Raw genomic sequence first — 22,289 nt, 5'->3', positions numbered from 1 at the left:
AACCCACGAACCGCGCAAACCCACAGCTCCCGTGCGACCACCCCACATGACTGAAGACACCCTCCGCTGCCCGCCAACGGGTCTATCGTCGCGCTATCGCGCTGGGACCGACGGCCACGGACCGCATCCACAGCTTCCATCCGCTCACGCCCGCCCGGCCGGAGTTCGCCCCATGCCCCATTCCAGCATCACCCGTTGCAAATCCTCCCCGCTGCTGCTGTCGCTGGCCGTCGCCGCCGCGCTCGGCGCCTGCGCCAAGACCGAAGCGCCCGCGCCGGCCGCCGCGCCCGCCGCGGCCGCGGCCAAGCCCGCCGCGCCGCTGACGCTGGACGAAAGCACACTGCCGCAGCCGGTGCGTTTCGCGCTGAGCGACCTAGACCCGGCCGGCAACGCTTGCGAGCAGTTCGGCGACTACGTCAACGCGCGCTGGTTCGCCGCCAACCCGATTCCCGCCGACCGTTCCTCCTGGGGCGTATCGGACGTGCTGGCCGAACGCTCGCTGGCGGTGCAGCGCCAGTTGGCCGAACGCGCGGCCGCCGACACCGGCGCCAGCGGCATCGAGAAGATCGTCGGCGACCTGTGGGCCAGCGGCATGGACGAGGCCAAGATCAACGCGCAAGGCATCGAACCGCTGAAGCAGGACCTGGCCGCGATCGGCGCGCTCGACAGCAGCGAGAAGATCGCCGCCTATCTGCGCACCAGCGCGGCCGAAGGCGACAACGTGCTGTTCGACTTCGACGCCGAAGCCGACTTCAAGAACTCCTCGGTCAACATGGCCTACGCCTCGCAAGGCGGCTTGGGCCTGCCCGACAAGGGCTATTACTTCGACAAGGACAAGCGCGACAAGCTCGACGCGTATCAAAAGCACATCGCCAAGGTGCTGGAACTGTCGGGCAGCAGCGCGCAGGACGCCGCGCAGCAGGCCAAGGCGGTGATCGAGTTCGAAACCCGTCTGGCCCGCGCGTCGCTGTCGAGCGAGCAACTCTCGCGCGACGTCGCGCTCTACTACCAACCGATCAGCCCGGCCGCCGCCAACGAGCTCACGCCGAATTTCTCCTGGACCAAGTTCTTCGAATCGCAGCAAGTGCCGTTGCCCGCGCAGTTCTCGCTGGCCATGCCCGACTTCCATAAAGAAGTCAGCAAAATGCTCGCCGACACGCCGCCGGCGACGTGGCAGGCGTACCTGCGCTATCACACCGTCGACGGCGCCTCGCCCTACCTCAGCGACGCCTTCGTCGCCGAGCATTTCGAGTTCCACAACAAGACCATGTCCGGGCAGAAAGAGCCCAAGGCGCGCTGGAAGCGGGTGATCGGCCAGACCAGCCGGCACGTCGGCGAAGCGATGGGCCAGCTGTACGTGCAGGTGGCGTTCCCGCAGGAATCCAAGGCGCAGATGCAGGCCTTGGTGCAGGGCCTGCGCGATGCGCTGAAGGCGCGCATCGAGGGCGTGGACTGGATGAGCGCGGACACCAAGAAAAAGGCGCTGGAGAAGTGGGCCAGCTTCACGCCCAAGATCGGTTACCCGGACAAGTGGCGCGACTGGAGCGGCCTGAACACCGGCCGCGACAGCTACTACGCCAACATCAAGGCCGCCAACCGCTTCAACTACCGCTGGAGCCTGAGCAAGATCGGCAAGCCGGTCGACAAGACCGAATGGGGCATGTCGCCGCAGACCGTCAACGCCTACTACAACCCGTTGCAGAACGAGATCGTGTTCCCGGCGGCGATCCTGCAGCCGCCGTTCTTCGATCCCAAGGCCGACGCGGCAACCAACTACGGCTCGATCGGCGCGGTGATCGGCCACGAGATGATTCACGGCTACGACGACCAGGGTTCGCGCTTCGGCCCCAGCGGCAATTTCGAGAACTGGTGGACGCCGGCCGACGCCAAAGGTTTCGCCGCGCGCAGCGCCAAGCTGATCGAACAGTTCGACGGCTATCAGGCCGCGCCGGGCCTGCACGTCAACGGCAAGCTCACCCTGGGCGAGAACATCGCCGACCTGGGCGGCCTGTCGACCGCCTACGACGCCATGCGTTTGGCCACCGCCGGCCAGAACGATCCCAAGACCGACGGGCTGAGCCGCGATCAGCGCTTCTTCCTGAGCTTCGCCACCAGTTGGCGCGACGGCTATACGCCGGATCTGCTCAAAGTGGTGATGGCCTCGGATCCGCACGCGCCGGCGCAATTCCGCGCAATCGCCGCGCCGTCGAACCTGCCGGCGTTCGCGGCGGCGTTCTCGTGCAAGGCGGGACAGCCGATGGTGCGGGCTGGGGATAAGCAGGTTGTGATTTGGTGAGTTCGAAGCTACTCCCGCTCGCTGCTTGAGCCCCTCTCCCGCTTGCGGGAGAGGGGTTGGGGTGAGGGCCGCGGAATGGCAATCACTTTCGCGACCTGACCGCCCCTCATCCGCCCCTCATCCGCCCTTCGGGCACCTTCTCAGCCTTGCACACCCTTCGGGCGCCGCAAGCGGGAGAAGGGATAGCTCCGGTGCAACGGAAGCGCAAACCCAGCAAAACTGAACATTACAACCCCGTCACGTATGACCTTCGACACCCTTCCCCGGCCCGGTTCGGGACTATCGTCCGCCCGTATCCCGCCCCCGGTCGTGCCCGGGGCGGCCGAAATCCGCGACAATCCGTGTTCGTTTCTCGCCACCGCCTTTCCGGCCGGAGCTCTCTAGTGACCTTCAAGAAACCGCAAGTCCTGCTGCTGTCCCTCGCCATCGCCACCGTCGTGGCCGCCTGCGGCAAGCAGGAAACCCCGGCTCCGGCCGCGGCCGCCGGCGACACCGCCGCCGCCAAGCCGGCCGAAAGCGCCGAGTTCAAGATCGACGAAAGCAAGCTGCCGCCGGTCAACCGCTTCACCGTGGCCGACCTGGACACCACCAAGGACGCCTGCACCGACTTCGGCGGCTACGTCAACGGCAAGTGGCTGGCGGCCAACGCCATCCCCGGCGACCGCACCTCCTGGGGCGCGTTCGAAATGCTCGATGAGCGCTCCAACGGCGTGCAGCGCCAGCTGGCCGAACAGGCCGCCGCCGACACCAAGGCCACCGGCGTTGAGAAGATCGTCGGCGACCTGTGGGCCACCGGCATGGACAAGGACAAGATCAACGCCCAGGGCATCGACCCGCTGAAGGGCGATCTGGCCAAGATCGACGCCATCGACAGCCCGGAAAAGATCGCCGGCTACCTGCGCGACGCCGCCGTCACCGGCGACAACGCCCTGTTCGGCTTCGGCGCCGAAGCCAACTTCAAGGATTCGGCCAACAACATCGCCTACGCCTCGCAGGGCGGCCTGGGCCTGCCGGATGCGCCGTACTACACCGACGCCAAGTTCAAGGACAAGCTGGCCGCGTACGAGCAGCACATCGCCAAGGTGCTGGAACTGGGCGGCGCTAAACCTGAGGACGCCGCCAAGCAGGCCAAGGACGTGATCGCGTTCGAAACCCGCCTGGCCAAAGCCTCCAAGACCCGCGAGCAGCTCTCGCGCGACGTCTCGCTGTACTACAACCCGATCACCCCGGCCAAGGCCGACGAGCTCACTCCTAACTTCTCCTGGACCAAGTTCTTCGAATCGCAGGGCGTGGCCGTGCCGAAGATCTTCTCGCTGGCGGTGCCGGGCTTCCACGAAGAAGTCAGCAAGATGATCGGCGACACCCCGGCCGCGACGTGGCAGGCCTACCTGCGCTTCCACACCATCGACGGCGCCTCGCCGTACCTGGCGGACGCGTTCGTCGAAGAGAACTTCAACTTCTACAACAAGACCCTGCGCGGCCAGAAGGAACTCAAGGAGCGCGGCAAGCGCGTGCTCGACACCATCGAGGGCCAGGCCGGCGAAGCGATGGGCCAGTTGTACGTCAAGGTCGCCTTCACTCCGGAATCCAAGGAGCGCATGCAGACCCTGGTCAAGAACCTCAGCGAGTCGCTCAAGACCCGCATCGAGAATCTGGCCTGGATGAGCGCCGACACCAAGAAGAAGGCGCTGGAGAAGTGGGCCAGCTTCACTCCCAAGATCGGCTACCCGGACAAGTGGCGCGACTGGAATGGCCTGAACACCGGCCGCGACAGCTACTACGCCAACGTCAAGGCCGCCAACCAGTTCAACTACAAGTGGAACCTGAGCAAGATCGGCAAGCCGGTCGACAAGACCGAATGGGGCATGCCGCCGCAGATGGTCAACGCCTACTACAACCCGCTGCAGAACGAGATCGTGTTCCCGGCCGCGATCCTGCAGCCGCCGTTCTTCGATCCCAAGGCCGACGACGCCACCAACTACGGCGGCATCGGCGCGGTGATCGGCCACGAAATGACCCACGGTTACGACGACCAGGGTTCGCGCTTCGGACCGACCGGCAACATGGAAGTGTGGTGGGCCGACGCCGACGCCAAGGCGTTCTCGGGCTTGACCGCCAAGCTGATCAAGCAGTTCGACGGCTACGTCTCCAACGGCCAGCACCTCAACGGCACCCACACCCTGGGCGAGAACATCGCCGACCTGGGCGGCCTGGCCACGGCTTACGACGCGATGAAGAAAGCCGCGGGCGAAAGCCAGGATCCGAAGACCGACGGTCTGACCCGCGACCAGCGCTTCTACCTCAACTGGGCCACCGTGTGGCGCCGCAACTTCACCGCCGAAGAAGAGAAGGTGCGCTTGCAGACCGACGAGCACGCGCTCGCCAACTTCCGCGCGATCGGCGCGCCGTCGAACCTGCCCTCGTTCGCGGCGGCGTTCTCGTGCAAGCCGGGGCAGCCGATGGTGCGCGAAGGCGATAAGCAGGTGGTGATCTGGTAATCGCAGTTCGACGGCCTCGCGCCGTTTGACATTGCCGTAACGGAAGCAGGCCCGGGATTCCCGGGCCTTCTTTTTGCGTGCGTTTTAGCCGTCGATCGCCGGCGTCGGGGCAAGCGTTCGGAATTGTTTTGTTAGCGACGGTCTGCGCGGTTGCGCAACCGTTTCATTGGCGCGGTCGCGGCTCGCGCCGCTCCTACAGGGAGCGCTGGTGGCTTCGTTTCCGACTGCAGGAGCGGCGCAAGCCGCGACCGTCATCGCACAACATCGCCGCGTCGCTACGGACGCCCCTCGCGAGACTCCACGCGCGACTCAATCCCGCACCGCTTCCCGCGCCCGCATCATCGCCGCGATCTCGCGACTGTCCTCACGCGATTGCGCCGCCAATTCCGTCGCCACCGCAAGGCGATTGCCCTCGGGATGGTTCTGACTGAGCTTCCACTTCAACGCCGCGCCCTCGGCGACGAAGCGGAAACCGACGATGCCGCGCAACTGGCTCGCATGATCGGCGCGCTCGGGTTCGAACCGCCAATCGCGGCCGACCGCGGCTTCGTGCAGATCGCTCAGGTCCGACACCACACCGGCAAGAAATTCGTGGTCGTGGAACAGTTCCAGCTGCCCGCGCAAATGCGCCACCGCGTAATTCCAGGTCGGCACCCGCGCCTGTTCTTCCTTGTCCAGATACCACGACGGCGACACGTACGCGTGCGGGCCGTGGAAGATCATCAAGCCCGCGCCGGCATGCTGGGCCTGCCGGTTGGGCTTGGCCCAATGGCCGCGGATTTCGATCCGCTCGCCCTCGCGCCGGTACAGCACCGGCAGATGCGACACGGTCGGTTCCTCGTCGCGCACCGTAATCAGGGTGACGAAGTTGTCGCGCGCCGCCAGGGCGTCGAGCGCGGACAGATCGGCTTCGGCGAAGGCTCTGGGCAGGTACATGCGCGGATCGCGGTCGGGCGGCGGGAGCCGTCGATACTAGCCCAGCGCCGCGCGCCAGCGGGGCCGCCGCAACCACCGCGCCCCCGCCCTCCCCCGCCCTCCCCCCGTCATTCCGGCGAAAGCCGGAACCCATTTTGACTTTGCTGTTGCCGGCGCAGCGCACAGGCTGAAAAAAGCAAGATCACAATGGGTTCCGGCTTTCGCCGGAATGACGGGTTTGCGGGGGCCGAACGCCTGTGTAGGAAGCTCCACGCAACGGCCGCAGTTGGCACGCAGCGGGCATGCAGCCGCTCCATCACCCGCCGCCCCGTCCCGCCCGCTCCGGCAAGCCCGCCTCTCCGGCCGCATCCCCCAACCGCCAAACCCGTTCACCGCCTTCACCGCCCCAGTTGTTAAACTCCCGCGTCCCCAGGATGGAATACGCGATGTCGACCCTACGCCCGCTTACCTGCGCCCTTGCCCTCAGCCTGATCGCCGGACTGGCCTCGCCGTCGGCCGATGCCGCCAAGAAAAAGGCCGCCGCCAAGCCCAAGGCTCCGGCCGCCGCTAACGCCTGCAGCGATTTCTACGCCAACGCCAACGCCGACTGGCTGCGCGCCAATCCGCTGTCCGGCGCCGCGTCGGTGTCGTCGCTGGAAACCCTGGCCGCCAACGCGCGCCGCCAGCAGCTGGAACTGCTCAATACCGCGATGACCGCGCCGCAGGGCAACGTGCAGAAACTGCTCGGCGACTTCTGGGCCAGCGGCCTGGACGAAGCCGCGGTCGAGCGCGACGGCTCGCAGCCGATCGCGCCGCTGCTGGGCCGCATCAACGCGATCAAGAAAGGCAAGGAAGTCCCGGCCTCGATCGCCGCGCTGCATCAGGTCGGCATCCCGGTGCTGTTCAACTTCGGCGCCGACATCGATCTGCAGGATCTGGACCGCCACATCGGCTACTTCAGCCAGGGCGGCCTGGGCCTGCCGGATCCGGCCTACTACACCCGCACCGACGCCGACACCCGTCAACTGCTGGGCCACTACAACAACTACGTGCAGAAGATCCTGACCCTGACCGGCACGCCGAAGGAAAAGCTCGCCGCCGAGGCGCAGCAGGTCATCGATCTGGAAACCCGCATCGCCCGCGCATCCAAGCCGCTGCCGGACCTGCGCGATCCGCGCGCCAACTACGCGCCGGTGCAGGTCGCGACCCTGGCCAAGACCTACAAGGGCTTGCAGCTGGGCGACTTCCTCAAGGCCCAGGGCGTCAGCGACGACGCCGTCTCGCTGGCCAACCCGCAGTTGTTCGCCGAACTCGACAAGCTGATCGGCAGCCTCAAGCCCGACCAGTGGAAGACCTACCTGCGCTGGCGGGTCGGCGATTCGATGGCGCCGTACCTGGCCAAGCCGTTCCGCGACGCCGAATTCGACTTCCGCGGCAAGGTCCTGCGCGGCGAGCGCGAGCAGCCCGCGCGCCAGCAAACCGTGCTCGACGCCATCACCCTGGCCGCCGGCCCGATGGTCGGCCACGAGTACGCCGCGCGCTACCTGCCCGCCGCCACCGACGCGCGCGCCGAACAGATCGCCGCGCAAGTGCGCGACTCGCTGGGCAAGGCGATCGAAGCCGACACCCGTTTCAGCGACAGCGCCAAGAACGAAGCCCGGGCCAAGCTGGGCAAGCTCAAGATCGAAGTCGGCACGCCCAAGCGCGATCTGGACTACACCGTGCAGCCGATGGGCCGCGGCAGCTTCGGCAGCAACATGCTGATCGCCTCGACCTGGCGTCACCGCGAAGAAATGAAGCGGATCGGCCGCGGCAACGCCGACCGCCGCTGGGACGTGCTGCCGCAGGAGCCGTCGCTGGCTTACGACATCGCCCAGAACCGTCTGATCGTCACCGCAGCGATGCTGCAGGCGCCGGTGCTGGACCTGAGCAAGTCCGAGGCCGCGCAGTACGGCGCTTACGGTGCGCTGGTCGGCGCCGAGCTCACCCACGGTTTCGACAACCGCGGCCGTTACGTCAACGCCAAGCAGGAAGTGCGCGACTGGTGGACCCCGACCGAAGTGGCGGCTTGGGAAACCCTGGGCAGCCGCGTGGCCGCGCAGTACAGCGCCGAGGCCTACCCCGGCCTGACCGCGACCAAGGTCAACGGCGCGCAGGTGCGCGACGTCGCCATCGCCGACCAGGCCGGCGTCGAACTGGCCTGGGCCGCTTACCGCGCCGCGCAACCGGCGGCCAACAAGGACGCCAACCAGGCGTTCTTCAAGGGCTGGGCCGGTTTGTGGGCGCAGCAGCTGAGCCCGGAAGTCGCCGCGCAGCGTTCGGCCGCCGGCATCCACGCCCCGGGCCAGTGGCGCACCAACATCCCGCTGTCCAACCTGCCGGCGTTCGGCGAAGCCTTCGGCTGCAAGGCCGGCACGGCGATGACCCGCAAGGCCGATCAGCAGGTGCGGGTGTTCTGATTCGTTTGCGCTGAAGCGACACCGCGATGAAAAAAGCCCGGCGCGAGCCGGGCTTTTTCTTTGGAACCGCGGTGGCGCGGCGGGCTTGTGGTTCGCGGTCGCGGCTCGCGCCGCTCCTACAGTCTGAAACGTAGCCGCGGCCTCGCCCTGTAGGAGCGGCGCAAGCCGCGACCGCGCCAATGAAGCGACGACCAAGCCCCATTACCGAAAAAACCCGGCACGCGCCGGGCTTTTCCGTATCGACGCGAACCGTCGCCGTTTACTTGAACAAGAACCGGCAGCCCTCGCCCTTGAGGGTATACGACTCCATCTTGTCGTCGACCTCGCTCCAGATCACCGAACACGGCCGCGCCGGACGGCCGCGGCCGGCGGGGATGGCGTAGTTGTAGGTCAAGGTGCGGCGCGTGGCCAACAGGTTGCCGCCGTCGTCGAACTTGTCCGGCTGACTCCACAAGATCCGGTAGCCGTAACCGCGCATGCCGACCCACGGCTGCAAGCTTTCGCGCAGGTCTTCGGCGCGCGCGTTCTGGGTCGACATCGTCGTGCTCACGGTGCCGTCGCCGTTCTCGGCCACGCGTTCGCGACTGGAACAGCTCGCTTGCGAAGCCGCGCACATCTGGCCGGTCGCGCCCGCGCACTGGCGCAAGGCCTCGACCCGCGCGCCGGCGACCGCGTGGCTTTCGATCACCATCGGCGCCGCCGCCGCGCCGGGCACCCAGGCCGCGACCAGACATTCGTTTTCGCGCTTGTTGGCCGCCAGCAACTTGCAGTCGGCGCCGCAATCGGCCAGCGCGCGCTCGGACGCGAGCTTGGCGCTGGTGGCGTTGGCGACGAAATACAGTTGCCCGCCGCCGCTGGCAACCGCGCCCCAGTACGGACGTTGATCGAACTCGGTCTCCAGATCGCGCGCATAGCGCGCGGAGTCGTTGGAGACGCCGCCCATCGCTACGCCCAGACCGGGGCAGAGCATGGGACTGTGAAATCGGCAGACTTGATCGGGGCTCTTTTGATTGCATTGCTGCAAGGCTTGCTTGGCCGCTTCGACGTCGGTCTTGGCGGTCGCCAAGGCATACGCGCCGCCGTGGTTTCGGGCCAAGACCAGACACTCGTTTTGAACCGCGCTGAGCACGCTGCAACCGCGCCCGCCGCGCTTCTCGCAATCCTTCAACGCCGCTTTCTCGGCCTTGCTCTGACTGGTCAGATCGCTGGATTGGCCGATCTGGGCCAAGCCCGGCGAGGCGGCATAGGCACCCCACCCCTCACGCGCGACCTGGGCTCTTTCAGCGGCCGCGATTTCCTCCGCGGTCGGCGGCCGCGGCGGTTCGCGATTGCGCTCGGCCTCCTCGCGCTGCCGCTGCTGCTGCGGCAGGATCACGTTCATGGTGAAGCACTCGTTGTACTGCTGAGCGCCCATCGGCCCGGCGCATTGCGCCTGCGCGCCCCAGCTCAGCGCCAACAGCGCCGGCAACAACAGCCAGCCGCCGGCTCGCCCGATCCGTGCGGCATTGGCCTGCCGCGATTGCTTGGGTTTCATGTTCACTCCTTCGATCCGCGGGCCGCGATCCGGCCCATGTCCGCCACCGAACGGGCGCCGACGACGACCGTCATTGTGCTACACCGCCGAGGCGGCAAGATGTCGGGCGCGCGGCCAACCGCCGCGCCGCCGGCGCCGCTTGCCTCATCGCTTGAACAGGAACCGGCAGCCCTCGCCCTTGAGCGCGTAAGCCTCCAGATTACCGTCCACTTCGTCCCACACCACCCAGCACGGGCGAGCGGGGTGTTTGCCGCTGGCCTTGATCGAGTAGTCGTAGCTCAGGGTACGCCGCTTGGCCCTGAGATCGCCGCCGTCCTCGAGCTTGTCGGGCGAACTCCACATGAAAGTGAAATCCAGGCTGTTCATGCCGACCCACGGCTGCAACGATTCGCGCAGATCCTCGGCGCGAACGTCCTGCAGGCGCATCGATGCGCGCACGCTGCCGTCGCCCTCGGCGGCGGCGCGCTCGCGCTGCGAACACTGCGCCGGCGAGGCCGCGCACACCTGCCCGGTCGCACTAGCGCACTGGCGCAAGGCGTTGATGCGGGCATCGCCGGGCGTGCGGTTTTCCACCACGATCGGTGCGGCGGCCGCGCCAGGAACCCAGGCCGCGGCCAGGCACTGATTCTCTTTTTGCGCGCTCGCCAGCAGTGCGCACTGGCTGCCGCCGCAATCGGCCAGGGCCAGCGCGCCCGCCCGCTCGCGGCCGGTGGCGTTGACGACGAAGTGCAGGTTGCGTCCATCGCTGGCGACCGCGCCCCACAGCGGGCGCGGGTCGTAAGCCACTTCCAGCTCGCGCGCATACACGGCCGGATCCACCCGCTCGCCACGGAACGACACGCCCTGCCCCGGACACACCGACAGCGGTTGCAGCCGGCACAGCCGGTCCGGACTTTGCCGCGTGCATTGCTCCAGCGCCTGCTTGGCCGCCTGGGTTTCGCGGCGGGCGATGCCGAAGGCATGGGTTGCGCCGCCGTTGTGCGCCAGCACCGCGCATTCGTTGTCCACCGCCACCAACACCGCGCACTCCTTGCCGCCCTGGTCCTGGCAATCCTTCAACGCGGCCTTCTCGGCCTTGCCGCGGCTGCTCAGGTCGCTGGCGCGGCCGATCTGCGCCAATCCCGGCGAGGCGGCATAAGCGCCCCAGCCATTGCGCGCGACCGCGGCGGCCTGGGCGCGTTCGATCTCCTCCCGGCCCGGCTCGCGCGCCGGCGCGTTGCCGCGTTCGGCCGCTTCGCGCGCGCGCAGTTGCTCGGGCAGGATCACGGTCTGGGTGATGCAGGCGCTGTACTGCTCGCCGTTCATGGGGCCGGCGCATTGCGCCTGCGCGCCCCAGCTCAAGGCCAACAACGTCGGCAACAGCAGCCAGCGACGGCCGCCCGGTTTCGCGCCGGCGGCGCCGACGCGCCGCGAGTCCTTGCGATTCATGTCCACTCCTTGGATACCCACATCACGGCCGGCTGCACGCAGCGCCGGCCGATCTCCATTTGCCCGCCATCTTCCAGCAAAACCGCGCACAGGGCAAAACCCGCTAGCGCAGCGCCAACGCGCGCACCAGCACGTCGTCGGTCTGGATTTCCATCACCCGGCCTTCGTTGTCGAACAACACCAGCCGGCCCGGCTGCTCGCGCACCTGCACTTGCGCGCGCGGCCAGTCGATCTCGGCCACGTTGCGCGCCGCCACCGCGCGGTGGGTGCCGCGCCGGACCAGATGCAGGCGCATGCGCCGCGCGCCGAACACCATCGCCAGAAAACCGCGCGACAGCGGCAGCAGGCCGTAATCGCGATCGCCGCCGGCCGGCTCGGCCGGAGCCAGATCGATCGCGCCTTCATCGGCGCCGGCGCTGTATTCCAGGCGCACGCTGCCGTCTTGGTTGTCGGCCATGCGCAGCTTGGCGACCGGGATCTGCGGGTCGAGCAATACCGATTCGCCGTTGTCGATGCGCACCGGATCGCGCGATACCAAGGTCCGCCGCGGCGCGATCCGGTAATGCCAGACGGTCATGTCCGCACGCCCGGGCACCAGGAACAATTCGTCGTTGAGGCCGAACCGCGCCTGCGCCACCGGCCCGCCCAGATCGCCCACGCTCCACAGCGTGTCCAGCGACGCGCGCGCCGCGTCGATCACGCTGATGCGATCGCCCGACACCACCGACCAGGCGATGCCGTCGAAGCGGTCGGCGAAGAATTGCAGCGGCATCGCGCCCAGATCGAGGATCTGATGGCCGACCAGATCCAGCCGCGCGATCCGCCACACCGAATCGCGCTTGGCCAGGGCCAGCGCGACCTCGCCGCTGTCGGCGATCACCAGCTTGAACGCCGGCACCGCATAACGGCGCAGGCATTGCCCGTTGCGATCGAACACCGCCGCGCCGGCCTCGCCCAAGGCGGCCAGATAACGGCCCTCGCCCAGCGCGGCGACGTCCAGCGGCGAATGCAGACCGGCCTCGGCGGGCATCTGCAAGTTCAGCGTGCGGCCCGAATCCCACAGCGAGCCCCGGCGCGTCGCCGCCGGCACGCTCCACGGCGGCAGGTCCGCGCGCAGCCAAGGATCGCCGGACAGGCTCAGAATCTTTTCCAGTTGCGCGCGATCCAGCTCGTTGCCGCCGACCGCGCGATCGGCGGCCAGCGCCGGCAGCACCTGGGTCGACAGCAGGCTCAGCGCCGGATTGGCCCGCTTGCACTGCGCCAGGGCCTCGCCCAGCGCTGCGCGCGGCTGCGCCGGCGACAACGGATCGGCCAATGCGGCGATGCGCTGCGCGTAATGCTGCACGGTGTCGGGCAACAAACAGGCGCGCTGCACCAACGCGCGCGCCGACAATTCCGCGCCGGCCGATTCGGCCGCCAACAGCCAGCGCGCGGCTTGTTCGCGCGAATCCGGATCCGGCCAGACCGCATCCACCGCCGCCAGCCAGCGGCCTTGCTCGACCAGGGCCTGACCCCATTCGCGGCGCAGTTGCAGCGCGTGCTCACGGTGCTCGGTTTCCAGCATCGCCACCGCGGCAGCGAAGGCGTTGTCGCGGCGCGCGACCAGAATTGCGCGCTCGCTGTCGCCGGCCAGCATCAACAGACGGATGATGGTGTCGGCCGGCATGTCCCAGCCCAACGCCAGCTCGGCCGCCTGCGCATGGCGCTGATGGCGGACCAGATAATCCAGCGCTTCCTGGCGCGCGCCGAGCAACTCGGCGAGCACGAACACCGCTTCGTCGGTCTTGCCTTGCCGGTCGAGCGCTTCGAACGCGGCGCGGTAGCGCTTGCGCAGCAGCTCGCGCGCGTAGTCGCCGAAGTCGAAACTGGAATGGCCGCCGCGGCCGCCGCTCAGGCTCAAGCTGTCGCGGCGTGTGGGCAGCGAGAAGGCTTGTCCCAACGAATCGCGGCCGTCGCCGTCGATCGGCAAGGCGTGACGCAGCGCTTCCATCAGGTCGCCGTTGTCGAAACGCTGCATCAGTTGGCGCAGGTAACGGGCGTGCTGCATGCCCATCAGCTTCGAGGCTCGGCTGGCTACGGCCGCCTTGACCAACCATTCGCGCCAACGCTGCGGCTCTGCGGCCGGCGCGCGTTGCGGCACCGCGCCTTGCGCCGTGCCCGCGGCCGCGCCGCCCGCCAACGACGGAAACCGGCTCAACAACCAGCCGGCGATGCCGTCGCGGGCGCCGCCGACGCGCTCGCGCAAGCTGCCCTTGGCCGCGTGTTTGCCACCGTCGCGCTGCTGCGCCGAACGCAGGAACGATTCGCGCTCTTCGCTGGCCGGCGGGATCCGGCCGCCGAGCACATCGCGCAAGGCCTTGCGGCCCAGGCGCTCTTGCCGCGGCGCGCGCAATGCGCCGCGGCAGTCGTAGGTGTCGTGCAGCGCGTAGTCGCCGATATCCAGGGCGAAGGAAGGGTCCAACGCCGCGGCTTGGGAAAAATTCAGCGGCTGCAACTGCGCGCCGGCCACCAACTGCACGTCCGCCGGTTGCAGCGCGGCCAGTTCGGCCGCGGTCAGCGGCCCGCCGTACAGGCCGTGCGCGCCGATCCGGCACAGCGGCGCGCCGTCGGCTTGTTCGCAATGCATCGGCCGCGGCGCCTGGAAGCACAGCACGTCGCCGTCGTCGAAGCGCCAGGCGCGGCAACCCGGCGCCCAGGCGCGCAGGATCCGCTCCAGCCGGCGCTGCGCCGGCAACAAATCGGCGGCGAACCACAGCCCGGCGACCGGCTGCCAGCCGCGCCAGACCGGATGACGCACGCTGCCGCCCGCCCCGGTCGCGTCCGCCTCCTGCCGCGCCGGCGGCTTGATTTCATCCATCGCCGCCCCCTGTGTACACCAGCACGTTCCTGCCTTGATCGCGCAGCACCACCAAGCGTCCTTGCTGATCGATCAAGGCCACCGCATCGCAATCGGCCGCGACGCTGACCGCGGTGATCGGATACGCCGACTCGTACAAATTCGCCTGACCGTTCGCGCCGATGGCGACCAAGGTCTTGCGATCCGGCCGCAGCGCGATCAACTGCACGCCGCCGGTTTGCGCCAGCATCAGGCCTTCGACCTTCCAGTCCGCCGGCAATACGGTTTCGTACTGGCTGGACTGCTCGCCCTCGCGCGAATACACCCGCCAGATACTGCTGCGTTCGCCGCCGTTGCCGCCCACCGTTTGCTCGAACGCGTAGCCCACCCGCGACAGGCCACGGCGCTTGCGCCGGCCGCACAGCAAGGCGCTGCGCGGCGCGAACTCGACCAATGTTCGATCCACTGTCGTGAACGCGCCGTCGCGGTACTCGACCACGTTCAGGCTGCGCTGCTCATGGCGCAAATACAGCAGCGCGGATTGATCGCAGTAACTCATCGCCAGCACGTCGGCCGTCACCGAGGTTTCCAGCCGGTTCGGCATCCGCGCCCAGCACAGCAGGTGTCCGTTGGCCGACAACACGAACAGCCGATCGGACACGTGACTGCCCTTGATCAGCGCGCACGCCAGCCAACGCGCGCGGCTGCGCGAGGCCTCCAGTTCCTGCGGAAACGGCGGCGGCCGCACCGCGCCGCCGTGGAAGCTCGGAATCTGCCAAAACTCCAGCCACTCATCGCCCGGGATCACGCCGCAGAAATGCCGGCCGCTCAAGCTCGCCGCCAGCATCGTCTTGCCCTTGCCCCAACGCTGCACCTTCGTCGCGGTGGTGTCTTTGGCGTAGCGCGGCAGGCGATAGACGTTGACCGCCGGCTCGCCGAGCAAGGCCGCCGCAACGCTGCTGCCGTCGACCGAAATCAACGGCGGTTGTTTCAACGACAGCCTGCCCTCGCCGGCGATTTCGCCGTAAACATCCGCCACCGCTTCGAACTGCCCGCGCAACAACGCCGCCGAGCGCGCCGGATCGGGCAAGGTCAGGCGGATTTCGCGCCGGGTCTGACGCGCGGCGATGGCGATGTCGAGCGCGTCGGGGCCTTCACGCCGGATCGAGACCCGATGGCCCAGGCCCACGCCCGGCTCGGCCGCGCCGATCGACCAACGCTCGGCGCAGCCGGGCGGCAGCGCGTCCAGGTGTTCGGCCCACTCGCGCTCGAAACGTTGGCGCGAGGGTTCGGCGCCGTCGTCGGCGTGCTGCCTGGCGAGCAAGGCGCCGCCCGGCGTCAGGCTGCGCGCGCTCAGCAAGCGCTTGAGCATCTGCGGCGAATCGGCGTCGTGCAGTTCGCCGGGCCGGCCGAGCACGCCCCAGGCGAACCGCGCCTTGGCCGCCTGGGCGCGCTGCGCCAGCAGGATCCACATCGCCACATGCGCCAGCCGCGCCGCGCCCAGTTGCGCCGGGCCGCTGTCGAACACCGCCACGGTCAGCGCGTCGACTTCGCGCGCGACCAGTTTCGGATTGAGAAACAAATGCTCGCCGCCGGCGGCGCGGCGGTCGAATTCTTCCGGCGCCGCGTCGGCCAGCGCCCACTCGCTGAGCAACAGCCGGTCGTAGCTGCCGCGGCGGCGCAGATCGTCGATGCCTTCCGGTTCGACCTGCCCGCTCTGCGCGCGCATCCGGAACGCGCCGAGCATCGGATGCAGGCGCAGCAGCAGTTCGCCGACCGCGCCGGCCAGTTCCGGCTCGAACCAATCCAGCCACGCGCGCCAGGGCGTCAGGGTCCGCGGCAGTTGCATCGCTCAGTCCTGCCAGTGCGCGCGGATCTGCGCGATCAAGGCCGCGCTGGCCGGCAGCGCGCGGTGCAGGGGCACGATCTGGGCCGGTTCGCGCAGCAACAGCAGCGGCGTTTGCGGATGCAGCCGGGCGATCGCCCGCTGCAGCAGATCCAGCGGCACGTCCGGGCGTTCGGTGGTCAGCAGCCACAAGCCCGGCGCCTGCTCGCACGGCGCGGCATAGGCCACGCCTTCGAACCACGGCAACTGCGCCGCTGCGCCGGCAATCACCGCGACATCGGCGTTGGCGGTGAGCATCAAGGTGTCGCGCACGTCCTCATCCAGGCGCTCGACCGCGCGCAGCAAGGCGCGCGCAGCGGACGCGCCGATCCCGACCGCCGCTTGCGGCGGCGGCGGTTGGTCCTGGGCGCGCCAGTTCCACTTCATCGCGGCCGCTTCATGCCGAAGCCGCGGCCCGCTCGATCAAGCGCGCGCGTTCGACCGCCAGTTCCGGCGGGATCGAATCGGCGTTGAAGTTGGCGTCGATCTCGCGCAGCAGCGCTTCGGCGATGACTGTCGCGCCGGGCGCGTTGGCGTCGCCTTGCAGGCAACTGCGCGCGGCTTCGAGCAAACGCGCGGTGCGCGAGAGCGGTTGCAGCACCGCCTGCTCGACCGCCGCGCGCAAGGTCGGATTGGCCGCCGCGCTCAGGCAGTCGCGCAGCACGTCCTGGGCGGCGGTCTGCGCCTCGCGGGTCGGCATGACGTAGAACAGCGGCCACAGATCGGCCTCGGTGGCGACGTCGCGACCGGCCAGCACGCTGGCGGCGGCGATCAGCCGCTGCACTTTGACGATGCGCCGGTCCGACAGGCTCAAGCCTGCGCCGCGCAATTTGCGGATCGCATCGGCCAGCAAGCCGCGCGCGCGCTCCATGCCGACGCCGGATACGCGCCGGCTCAGTTCGTCGATGTCGCCCAACTCGGCGCGGTGCGACAACTCGGCGCGCTCGGCCTGCCAGCCGCCGGCGAGCAGCGCTTCGAGCTGATGGTCCGGCACCGGCTCGACGAACAGGTGCAGCAAGAAGCGGTCGCCGAACGCGGCCAGCGACTCATCGTCGGGCAAGGCGTTCGAGGCGCCCACGCACACCCGCAGCGGACACGCCACCTGGGTGTGGCCGCGGCGGAAGCGGCGCTCGTTGAGCACCCCGAGCAAGGTGTTCAGGATCGCGGTGGAGCCAAGGAAGACTTCGTCCAGGAACGCGACCTCGGCCTCGGGCAGCATGCCGGTGACGTCGGTCTCGACCACGCCCTCGCGCAGCCGGCGCAGATCGACCGGGCCGAACAATTCCGAAGGCTCGGTGAAACGGCCGAGCAAGTATTCGAAATAACGCCCGCCCAGCGCCGCGGCGACCCGCCGCACCACCGCGCTCTTGGCGGTGCCCGGCGGCCCGAGGATCAACAGGTGTTCCTGCGCCACCGCGGCCAGCACGATCAGCTCGGCCAGTTGCTCGCGTTCGACCAGACCGGTGGTGGCCGCGTGAACGGCATCGCGGACGCGGGCCGCGGCCTGCTGAGCGGCGGTGGAAGGGTTGGATAGACTCATGCGGGGCGGCCTGGATCCTTGGCGGCGCGAGCGGCGGACGCTGGCGAGCGAGAGCGGGCTGAAGGGAGTGTTGCCGATGGCGAGGCCGTTCCCTTAAGAAACACCCCCGACCTACGCGGCCACGGTACGAACTGTAGGCGCGGGCATCGCCGAATCGCAACTCAGGTCGCGCTACGATTGTGAACGCCGCCCGGTTCGCCCGGTTTTTTGATTACGCTACCGCGACCTACGGTCCGGCCAGGACGCCCGCATGCCCAACACCTCTCTCGACGATCTGCTCAGCGCGCTGGCCGCCAGCCCGAACAATCCCGCGCTGGGCATGCTGGTGGTGAACGCCTGCCTGGCCGAAGCCGACGCGCAAGCGCTGGGCCGCGCGCTGGACCTGTCCGGGCCGGCGCTGCTCGGCGACGACACCCAACGCGACGCCGCGCTGCGGCTGCTGCTGGAACAGCGCGAGGATGAACGGGTATTGCAGGTCGCCCCGCCCGACTCGGCCGCGGCCTTGTTCGCCCACGCGCGGCTGCTGCTGGCCGAGGGCGACCGCGACCAGGCGCGCGCGCTGTACCAGCAGGCGGTCGCGCTCAATCCCGCGCTGGAAGACGCCTCGCTGGCCAGCGAGCTGGCCGGCAAGGTGATCTCCTTCGCCAACGCCAAGCGCCAGCAAGCCGAAGGCGCGCGCGCCAGCCAGGCGCAGACCAGCCTGGCCAACGACGACACCGACGCCGACGACGTGGTGCGCCTGCTGCGCGCGCCCGAGCCGCGGATCGGGTTCGAGGATGTCGGCGGGCTGGATCAGGTCAAGCACCAGATCCGCCGCCGCATCATCACCCCGTTCCTCAAGCCCTCGCTGTTCGAACGCTTCAAGCGCCGCTCCGGCGGCGGCATCCTGCTGTACGGCCCGCCCGGCTGCGGCAAGACCCTGCTGGCGCGCGCCACCGCCGGCGAGTGCCGCGCGCGCTTCTACAACATCACCATCACCGATGTGCTGGACATGTACATCGGCGAATCCGAGCGCAAGCTGCACGCGATCTTCGAAACCGCGCGGCGGACCGCGCCGGCGGTGGTGTTCTTCGATGAGGTCGAGGCGATCGGCGGCAAGCGCCAGTTCTCGCGCGAGGCCACCTCGGCCAAGCTGGTCAGCCAGTTCCTGACCGAACTCGACGGCTTCGCCCAGAACAACCACGGCGTGCTGATCCTCGGCGCCACCAACGTGCCGTGGGCGGTCGACGCCGCGTTCCGCCGCCCCGGCCGTTTCGACCGGGTGCTGTTCGTGCCGCCGCCGGACGAAACCGCGCGCCGCTCGATCCTGGAACTGCTGCTGCGCGACCGGCCCCTGGCCGACGGCGTCGATGCCGGCGAGTTGGCGCGGCTGAGCTCGGGTTACTCGGGCGCGGACCTGCGCAATCTGGTGGAAACCGCCATCGACGAAGCGATCGAGGATTCGATCGAACGCGGCCGCGAATCGCCGTTGACCATGAACCACCTGCGCGCCGCGCTCAAGGACACCCGCTCGACCACCCTGGAATGGCTGACCACCGCGCGCAACCACGCCCGCTACGCCAACCAGGGCGGTCAGTACGACGAAGTGCTGGAGTTCCTCAAGCTGCACGGAGCCAGCTGATGGCCGCCGGCGTTTACCGCCTGCCCGACGAACCGCTGCCGTCGGGGCTGTCGCGTTACGCGGTCGATCCGCTGTGGCCGCTGCTGACCTTGATGCTGGCCGGCAGCGGTTTCGGCCTGCTCTGGTTCGCCTTCAACAGCGCCGCGCTCGGCAGCCCCACGCGTTGGCGCGAATGGGGCTGCGTCGCGCTCAGCGTGATCGGCGCGCCGGTGTTGGCCGGCGTCATCTTCGCCGCCCGCGGCAACGGCTTGCTCGACGCCGAGCATGTGCCGTACGCGATGCTGTCGATCCTGTTGCTCAAACTCGGCGTCGCCTACGCACTGTATCTGCTGCAGCAGCGTTGCTTCGAAATCTGGGAGTACTACGGCGGCCAGGCCCGCAACGGCCTGCCGCTGATGATCCTGCTGGCGGTGGTCGGACGCGGCGCGCTGGACATGTCGCAGTGGCCGCCGCTGCTGAAGCTGGTGCTGCAATGAGCGCGCACGGCGGCGAGTATCTGTACCGCATGGCCGAGCGCTACTACGCGCACGGCCAGATCGACGAAGCCATCGACGCGCTGCTGCGCCTGCTCGGCGAAGATGCCGACCAGGCCGACGCGCACGCGTTCCTGGCGCTGTGCCTGGTCAAGCGCAAACGCCTGCACGCCGCGCACCTGGAAGCCGGACGCGCGCTGGAACTCGAACCCGAATCGCCGTTCGCGCATCTGGCCGCGGCGGTGGTCGAGATCGCCCGGCGCAATCTGCGCTCGGCGCAATCGCACCTGCAGGCCGCGCGCGAACTCAACCCCGACTCGGCCCAGATCGCCGACGCCTTCGCCCGCCTGTACCTGGCCTGGGGCCGCGACGCGCAGGCGCTGGAAGAGGCGCGGCGCGCCTGCGAACTCGACCCGGACGATCCCGACTACCCCGCCCTGCTCGCCACCCTGGAACTGCGCCGCGGCGATCGCGCCCGCGCCGAAACCCTGGCGCGCGAAGTCCTGCACGCCAACCCCGAACACGTCGAAGCCTTGTGCGTGCTCGGCCATTGCGAACTCGCCCAGGGCCGCACCGACAGCGCCCGCGACCACGCCGCCTGGGCGCTGCAGATCGACCCCAGCGACAGCGACGCGCTGACCCTGATGGCCGCGGTCAAGGCGCGCCGCAGCTGGCTACTGGGTTTGTGGTGGCGATTCCAGAGCTTCGTCAGCGCCGGCTCGCGCACCCGCGCGGTGATGCTGCTGCTCGGCATCTTCCTGATCTACCGCGTGGCCCTGATCGCGCTGCCGCAGCAAGGCTACCCGCAGTGGACCGGCCCGATTTCCTACGCGTGGCTGCTGTTCTGCGCCTACACCTGGATCGCGCCGGGGTTGTTTTGGCGGTCGTTGAAGAAGGAACTGGAGCAGGTGCGGCTGCGGCCTGGGTTCTGAGGCTCGGCGGGCGCGGATTCGGCGCCGGAGTGTGCGCTTGCGCTGGCCTGCTGCGCAGCTTGCGCGGTCGTTGAACTGATGCGGTCGCGGCTTGCGCCGCTCCTACAGGGGCTTCGGCTGCCACAACCGCTCCCTGTAGGAGCGGCGCAAGCCGCGACCGCGAATCCGCAACAACGACGATGCTCGACTACCGGTCGAACGCCACGCGGTGGAAACTTTCCCGCACAACGGCGCCCGGCTTACTTCACCACCCGCAACTTCGAAGCCCTGCGCCGCTCGCGCAACGCCTCCACCCGTGGATCGCGGCGCGGGCCGCTGCCGCCGTTGCCCGGCGGCCGCGCGCGCCAGTAGCGGATCACCAGCCAGCCCACCACCATCCCGCCCAAATGCGCGAAGTGGGCCACGCCAGTGCCGGTGGTGAACACGCCGTAGAACACCGAAGCGACGGCGTAGATGATCACCAGCGTGCGCGCCTTGAGCACGATCGGGAACGGCAGCAAGGTCACCCGGCGGTTGGGGAACAACATGCCGTAGCCCAGCAGCAGGCCGTAGATCGCGCCGGAAGCGCCCAGGGTCAGATACAACTGGCCATCAAAGATCGCGATCGAGGCGAACAGCAACTGCAGCAGCGCCGAACCGATCAGGCAGATGAAGTAATAGATCGCGTAGCGCTTGGCGCCCCACTGGTATTCCAACGACGCGCCGAACATCACTAGCGCGAGCATGTTGAAGACCAGATGGCCGACGCCGCCGTGCATGAAGCCGGAGGTCAGCAATTGCCAGGGCATGAAGCCCGGGCCGTCGACGCTGAACTGCGAGGGCACCCACGGCCACAGTTCGAACCACAGCACCCAGCCGCGGGTGGACTCGCTCAGGCTGGCCAAGGACTGCAGCAGAAACACGACCACGTTGGCGATCAGCAATTTCTTGGTGATCGACGGAATACTGGAAAACATCGGGGCTCCTCGAATCGGCCGCTATGGTAGCCGCGGCGAAGCGGCGATGACGTGAGCGCTGCGTGCAGATTGCGCCCGCGCATCGTTCCCGTTCAGTCCTCCGGCGGTCCCCAGATCTGCGCGTCCAGGGTCGGGGCGGCGCGCTGGCCGCGCACGCGGCCGTTTTCGACCTGCACGCCCTCCGCGCGCAGGCGCTGGGACTGTTCGCGGTAGCCCTTGGAGCCTTCGGGGAAGGCGATCCGCCCGTCCGAGCGCAGCACCCGGTGCCAGGGCAGCTTGGCGTCCTCGTTCTCGCTGAGCAGGCGCGCGACCAGGCGGGCGCGGCCGGGCAGCCCGGCGCGGCGGGCGACCTCGCCGTAACCGGCGACCTCGCCCTTGGGAATGGCGCGGATCGCGGCGCGGATGCGTTTGGCGGCAGTTTCGCTGTCCATCGCGGTAGCATATGCGCTGCAACGCGCTGGAGTCGCCCCTATGCAATTCGACCGTATCCACAAGCACCTTTCCCAAGCCGGATTCCGCCTGTCGATCCACGACAGCGTGATCTGCGTCGAGCTCTCGCTCGAACAGGGCACCCGCCACCAATCGATCTTCCTGTCCGAACAAGAGGACGACGACGGCCGCGCGTTCCTGCGCGTGAGCACCGCCATCGCCCCGATCACCGGCCTGGACGCGCGCCGCGCGCTGGTCTTCAACTGGGAAAGCCACGTCGGCTACCTGGCCATCGGCAATCTCGACGGCGTGCCCTACCTGCAGCTGTGCGAGAACCGCCCGCTGGAAACCCTGGACGCGGCCGAAGTGCAGCGGCTGGTGCTGGAAATCGGCGGCGTCGGCGACCGGATGGAGCGGGTGCTGTCGGCGGACGGCGATTTGCTCTGATCGCGCGGGTTCGCTTGCGCGGTGGTTGAAGGTTCGCGGT

The 22,289-nt window shown here is 68.7% G+C and carries 16 protein-coding genes; 7 read left to right on the top strand and 9 right to left on the bottom strand.

Translation table 11 applies throughout. The features are described from left to right. Window positions 1-172 precede the first annotated feature (172 nt). Complete coding sequence (locus V7787_RS46745; protein WP_336094586.1) at window positions 173-2,296, top strand: M13 family metallopeptidase; 2,124 nt, start codon at window positions 173-175, stop codon at window positions 2,294-2,296. A 383-nt stretch (window positions 2,297-2,679) separates the two neighbouring features. Next, window positions 2,680-4,794, top strand: a complete 2,115-nt coding sequence (locus V7787_RS46740) for a M13 family metallopeptidase (RefSeq protein WP_336094585.1) — start codon at window positions 2,680-2,682, stop codon at window positions 4,792-4,794. Between the two features lie 309 nt (window positions 4,795-5,103). Here V7787_RS46740 and V7787_RS46735 read toward each other — a convergent pair whose 3' ends face one another. Beyond that, window positions 5,104-5,730, bottom strand: a complete 627-nt coding sequence (locus V7787_RS46735) for an FMN-binding negative transcriptional regulator (RefSeq protein WP_336094584.1) — start codon at window positions 5,728-5,730, stop codon at window positions 5,104-5,106. Window positions 5,731-6,155: 425 nt separating this feature from the next. Between V7787_RS46735 and V7787_RS46730 the strand changes: the two genes are divergently transcribed. Beyond that, entirely contained in the window at window positions 6,156-8,168 is a 2,013-nt protein-coding gene (locus V7787_RS46730; protein ID WP_336094583.1) for a M13 family metallopeptidase, read from the top strand. A 259-nt stretch (window positions 8,169-8,427) separates the two neighbouring features. Here the strand turns inward: V7787_RS46730 and V7787_RS46725 are convergent, their stop codons facing one another. The 6 genes from V7787_RS46725 to V7787_RS46700 form a co-directional block, all read right to left on the bottom strand. Next, entirely contained in the window at window positions 8,428-9,702 is a 1,275-nt protein-coding gene (locus tag V7787_RS46725) for a DUF4189 domain-containing protein (RefSeq protein ID WP_336094582.1), read from the bottom strand. A 144-nt stretch (window positions 9,703-9,846) separates the two neighbouring features. Then, window positions 9,847-11,130, bottom strand: coding sequence for a DUF4189 domain-containing protein (locus V7787_RS46720; protein ID WP_336094581.1), 1,284 nt, complete (start codon window positions 11,128-11,130; stop codon window positions 9,847-9,849). Between the two features lie 103 nt (window positions 11,131-11,233). Further along, window positions 11,234-13,987 carry a bpX6 domain-containing protein gene (locus V7787_RS46715; protein WP_336094579.1) on the bottom strand — a complete coding sequence of 918 codons (2,754 nt, stop codon included), beginning with the start codon at window positions 13,985-13,987 and terminating at the stop codon, window positions 11,234-11,236. Continuing rightward, window positions 13,980-15,815 (bottom strand): hypothetical protein, encoded by a 1,836-nt coding sequence (locus V7787_RS46710; RefSeq protein ID WP_336094577.1) that lies wholly within the window; start codon window positions 15,813-15,815, stop codon window positions 13,980-13,982. Before V7787_RS46710 ends, V7787_RS46715 begins: the two co-directional genes overlap by 8 nt. Before the next feature lie 3 nt (window positions 15,816-15,818). Beyond that, window positions 15,819-16,238, bottom strand: a complete 420-nt coding sequence (locus V7787_RS46705) for a bpX5 domain-containing protein (RefSeq protein WP_336094575.1) — start codon at window positions 16,236-16,238, stop codon at window positions 15,819-15,821. 10 nt (window positions 16,239-16,248) lie between these two features. Next, a complete protein-coding gene (locus tag V7787_RS46700; RefSeq protein ID WP_336094573.1) occupies window positions 16,249-17,391 on the bottom strand; it encodes an AAA family ATPase in 1,143 nt (380 codons plus the stop codon). Window positions 17,392-17,641: 250 nt separating this feature from the next. On the opposite strand from V7787_RS46700, the gene V7787_RS46695 reads away from it, so the two are divergent. From V7787_RS46695 to V7787_RS46685, 3 genes are read left to right on the top strand one after another with little or no spacing between them, the layout of a single operon-like run. Next, on the top strand, window positions 17,642-19,012 hold the full coding sequence (locus V7787_RS46695) for an ATP-binding protein (RefSeq protein WP_336094571.1): 1,371 nt from the start codon (window positions 17,642-17,644) through the stop codon (window positions 19,010-19,012). Then, window positions 19,012-19,488 carry a hypothetical protein gene (locus V7787_RS46690; protein WP_336094569.1) on the top strand — a complete coding sequence of 159 codons (477 nt, stop codon included), beginning with the start codon at window positions 19,012-19,014 and terminating at the stop codon, window positions 19,486-19,488. Before V7787_RS46695 ends, V7787_RS46690 begins: the two co-directional genes overlap by 1 nt. Then, entirely contained in the window at window positions 19,485-20,417 is a 933-nt protein-coding gene (locus V7787_RS46685) for a tetratricopeptide repeat protein (RefSeq protein WP_336094567.1), read from the top strand. The genes V7787_RS46690 and V7787_RS46685 overlap by 4 nt, the downstream gene beginning before the upstream one ends. Window positions 20,418-20,656: 239 nt before the next feature. Here the strand turns inward: V7787_RS46685 and V7787_RS46680 are convergent, their stop codons facing one another. Together V7787_RS46680 and V7787_RS46675 are read right to left on the bottom strand one after the other, a co-directional pair. Continuing rightward, window positions 20,657-21,373, bottom strand: a complete 717-nt coding sequence (locus V7787_RS46680; RefSeq protein WP_336094565.1) for a rhomboid family intramembrane serine protease — start codon at window positions 21,371-21,373, stop codon at window positions 20,657-20,659. A 92-nt stretch (window positions 21,374-21,465) separates the two neighbouring features. Next, the gene (locus V7787_RS46675; RefSeq protein ID WP_336094563.1) at window positions 21,466-21,804 is read right to left on the bottom strand and encodes an MGMT family protein; all 339 of its coding nucleotides are present in this window, start codon (window positions 21,802-21,804) and stop codon (window positions 21,466-21,468) included. A 40-nt stretch (window positions 21,805-21,844) separates the two neighbouring features. On the opposite strand from V7787_RS46675, the gene V7787_RS46670 reads away from it, so the two are divergent. Further along, on the top strand, window positions 21,845-22,249 hold the full coding sequence (locus tag V7787_RS46670) for a hypothetical protein (protein ID WP_336094561.1): 405 nt from the start codon (window positions 21,845-21,847) through the stop codon (window positions 22,247-22,249). Window positions 22,250-22,289 lie beyond the last annotated feature (40 nt).

The sequence above is a fragment of the Pseudomonas sp. CGJS7 genome (genome assembly GCF_036961695.1).
Note: the sequence above shows the minus strand (reverse complement) of the source record. Positions and strands in the feature narration are given on the sequence as shown.

Bases quoted from the DNA above. Each gene is read 5' to 3' on its own strand.
- V7787_RS46745 (WP_336094586.1), top strand. From the start codon at position 173: ATGCCCCATTCCAGCATCACCCGTTGCAAATCCTCCCCGCTGCTGCTG.
- V7787_RS46735 (WP_336094584.1), bottom strand. From the start codon at position 5,730: ATGTACCTGCCCAGAGCCTTCGCCGAAGCCGATCTGTCCGCGCTCGAC.
- V7787_RS46730 (WP_336094583.1), top strand. From the start codon at position 6,156: ATGTCGACCCTACGCCCGCTTACCTGCGCCCTTGCCCTCAGCCTGATC.
- V7787_RS46725 (WP_336094582.1), bottom strand. From the start codon at position 9,702: ATGAAACCCAAGCAATCGCGGCAGGCCAATGCCGCACGGATCGGGCGA.
- V7787_RS46720 (WP_336094581.1), bottom strand. From the start codon at position 11,130: ATGAATCGCAAGGACTCGCGGCGCGTCGGCGCCGCCGGCGCGAAACCG.
- V7787_RS46715 (WP_336094579.1), bottom strand. From the start codon at position 13,987: ATGGATGAAATCAAGCCGCCGGCGCGGCAGGAGGCGGACGCGACCGGG.
- V7787_RS46710 (WP_336094577.1), bottom strand. From the start codon at position 15,815: ATGCAACTGCCGCGGACCCTGACGCCCTGGCGCGCGTGGCTGGATTGG.
- V7787_RS46705 (WP_336094575.1), bottom strand. From the start codon at position 16,238: ATGAAGTGGAACTGGCGCGCCCAGGACCAACCGCCGCCGCCGCAAGCG.
- V7787_RS46700 (WP_336094573.1), bottom strand. From the start codon at position 17,391: ATGAGTCTATCCAACCCTTCCACCGCCGCTCAGCAGGCCGCGGCCCGC.
- V7787_RS46695 (WP_336094571.1), top strand. From the start codon at position 17,642: ATGCCCAACACCTCTCTCGACGATCTGCTCAGCGCGCTGGCCGCCAGC.
- V7787_RS46690 (WP_336094569.1), top strand. From the start codon at position 19,012: ATGGCCGCCGGCGTTTACCGCCTGCCCGACGAACCGCTGCCGTCGGGG.
- V7787_RS46685 (WP_336094567.1), top strand. From the start codon at position 19,485: ATGAGCGCGCACGGCGGCGAGTATCTGTACCGCATGGCCGAGCGCTAC.
- V7787_RS46680 (WP_336094565.1), bottom strand. From the start codon at position 21,373: ATGTTTTCCAGTATTCCGTCGATCACCAAGAAATTGCTGATCGCCAAC.
- V7787_RS46675 (WP_336094563.1), bottom strand. From the start codon at position 21,804: ATGGACAGCGAAACTGCCGCCAAACGCATCCGCGCCGCGATCCGCGCC.
- V7787_RS46670 (WP_336094561.1), top strand. From the start codon at position 21,845: ATGCAATTCGACCGTATCCACAAGCACCTTTCCCAAGCCGGATTCCGC.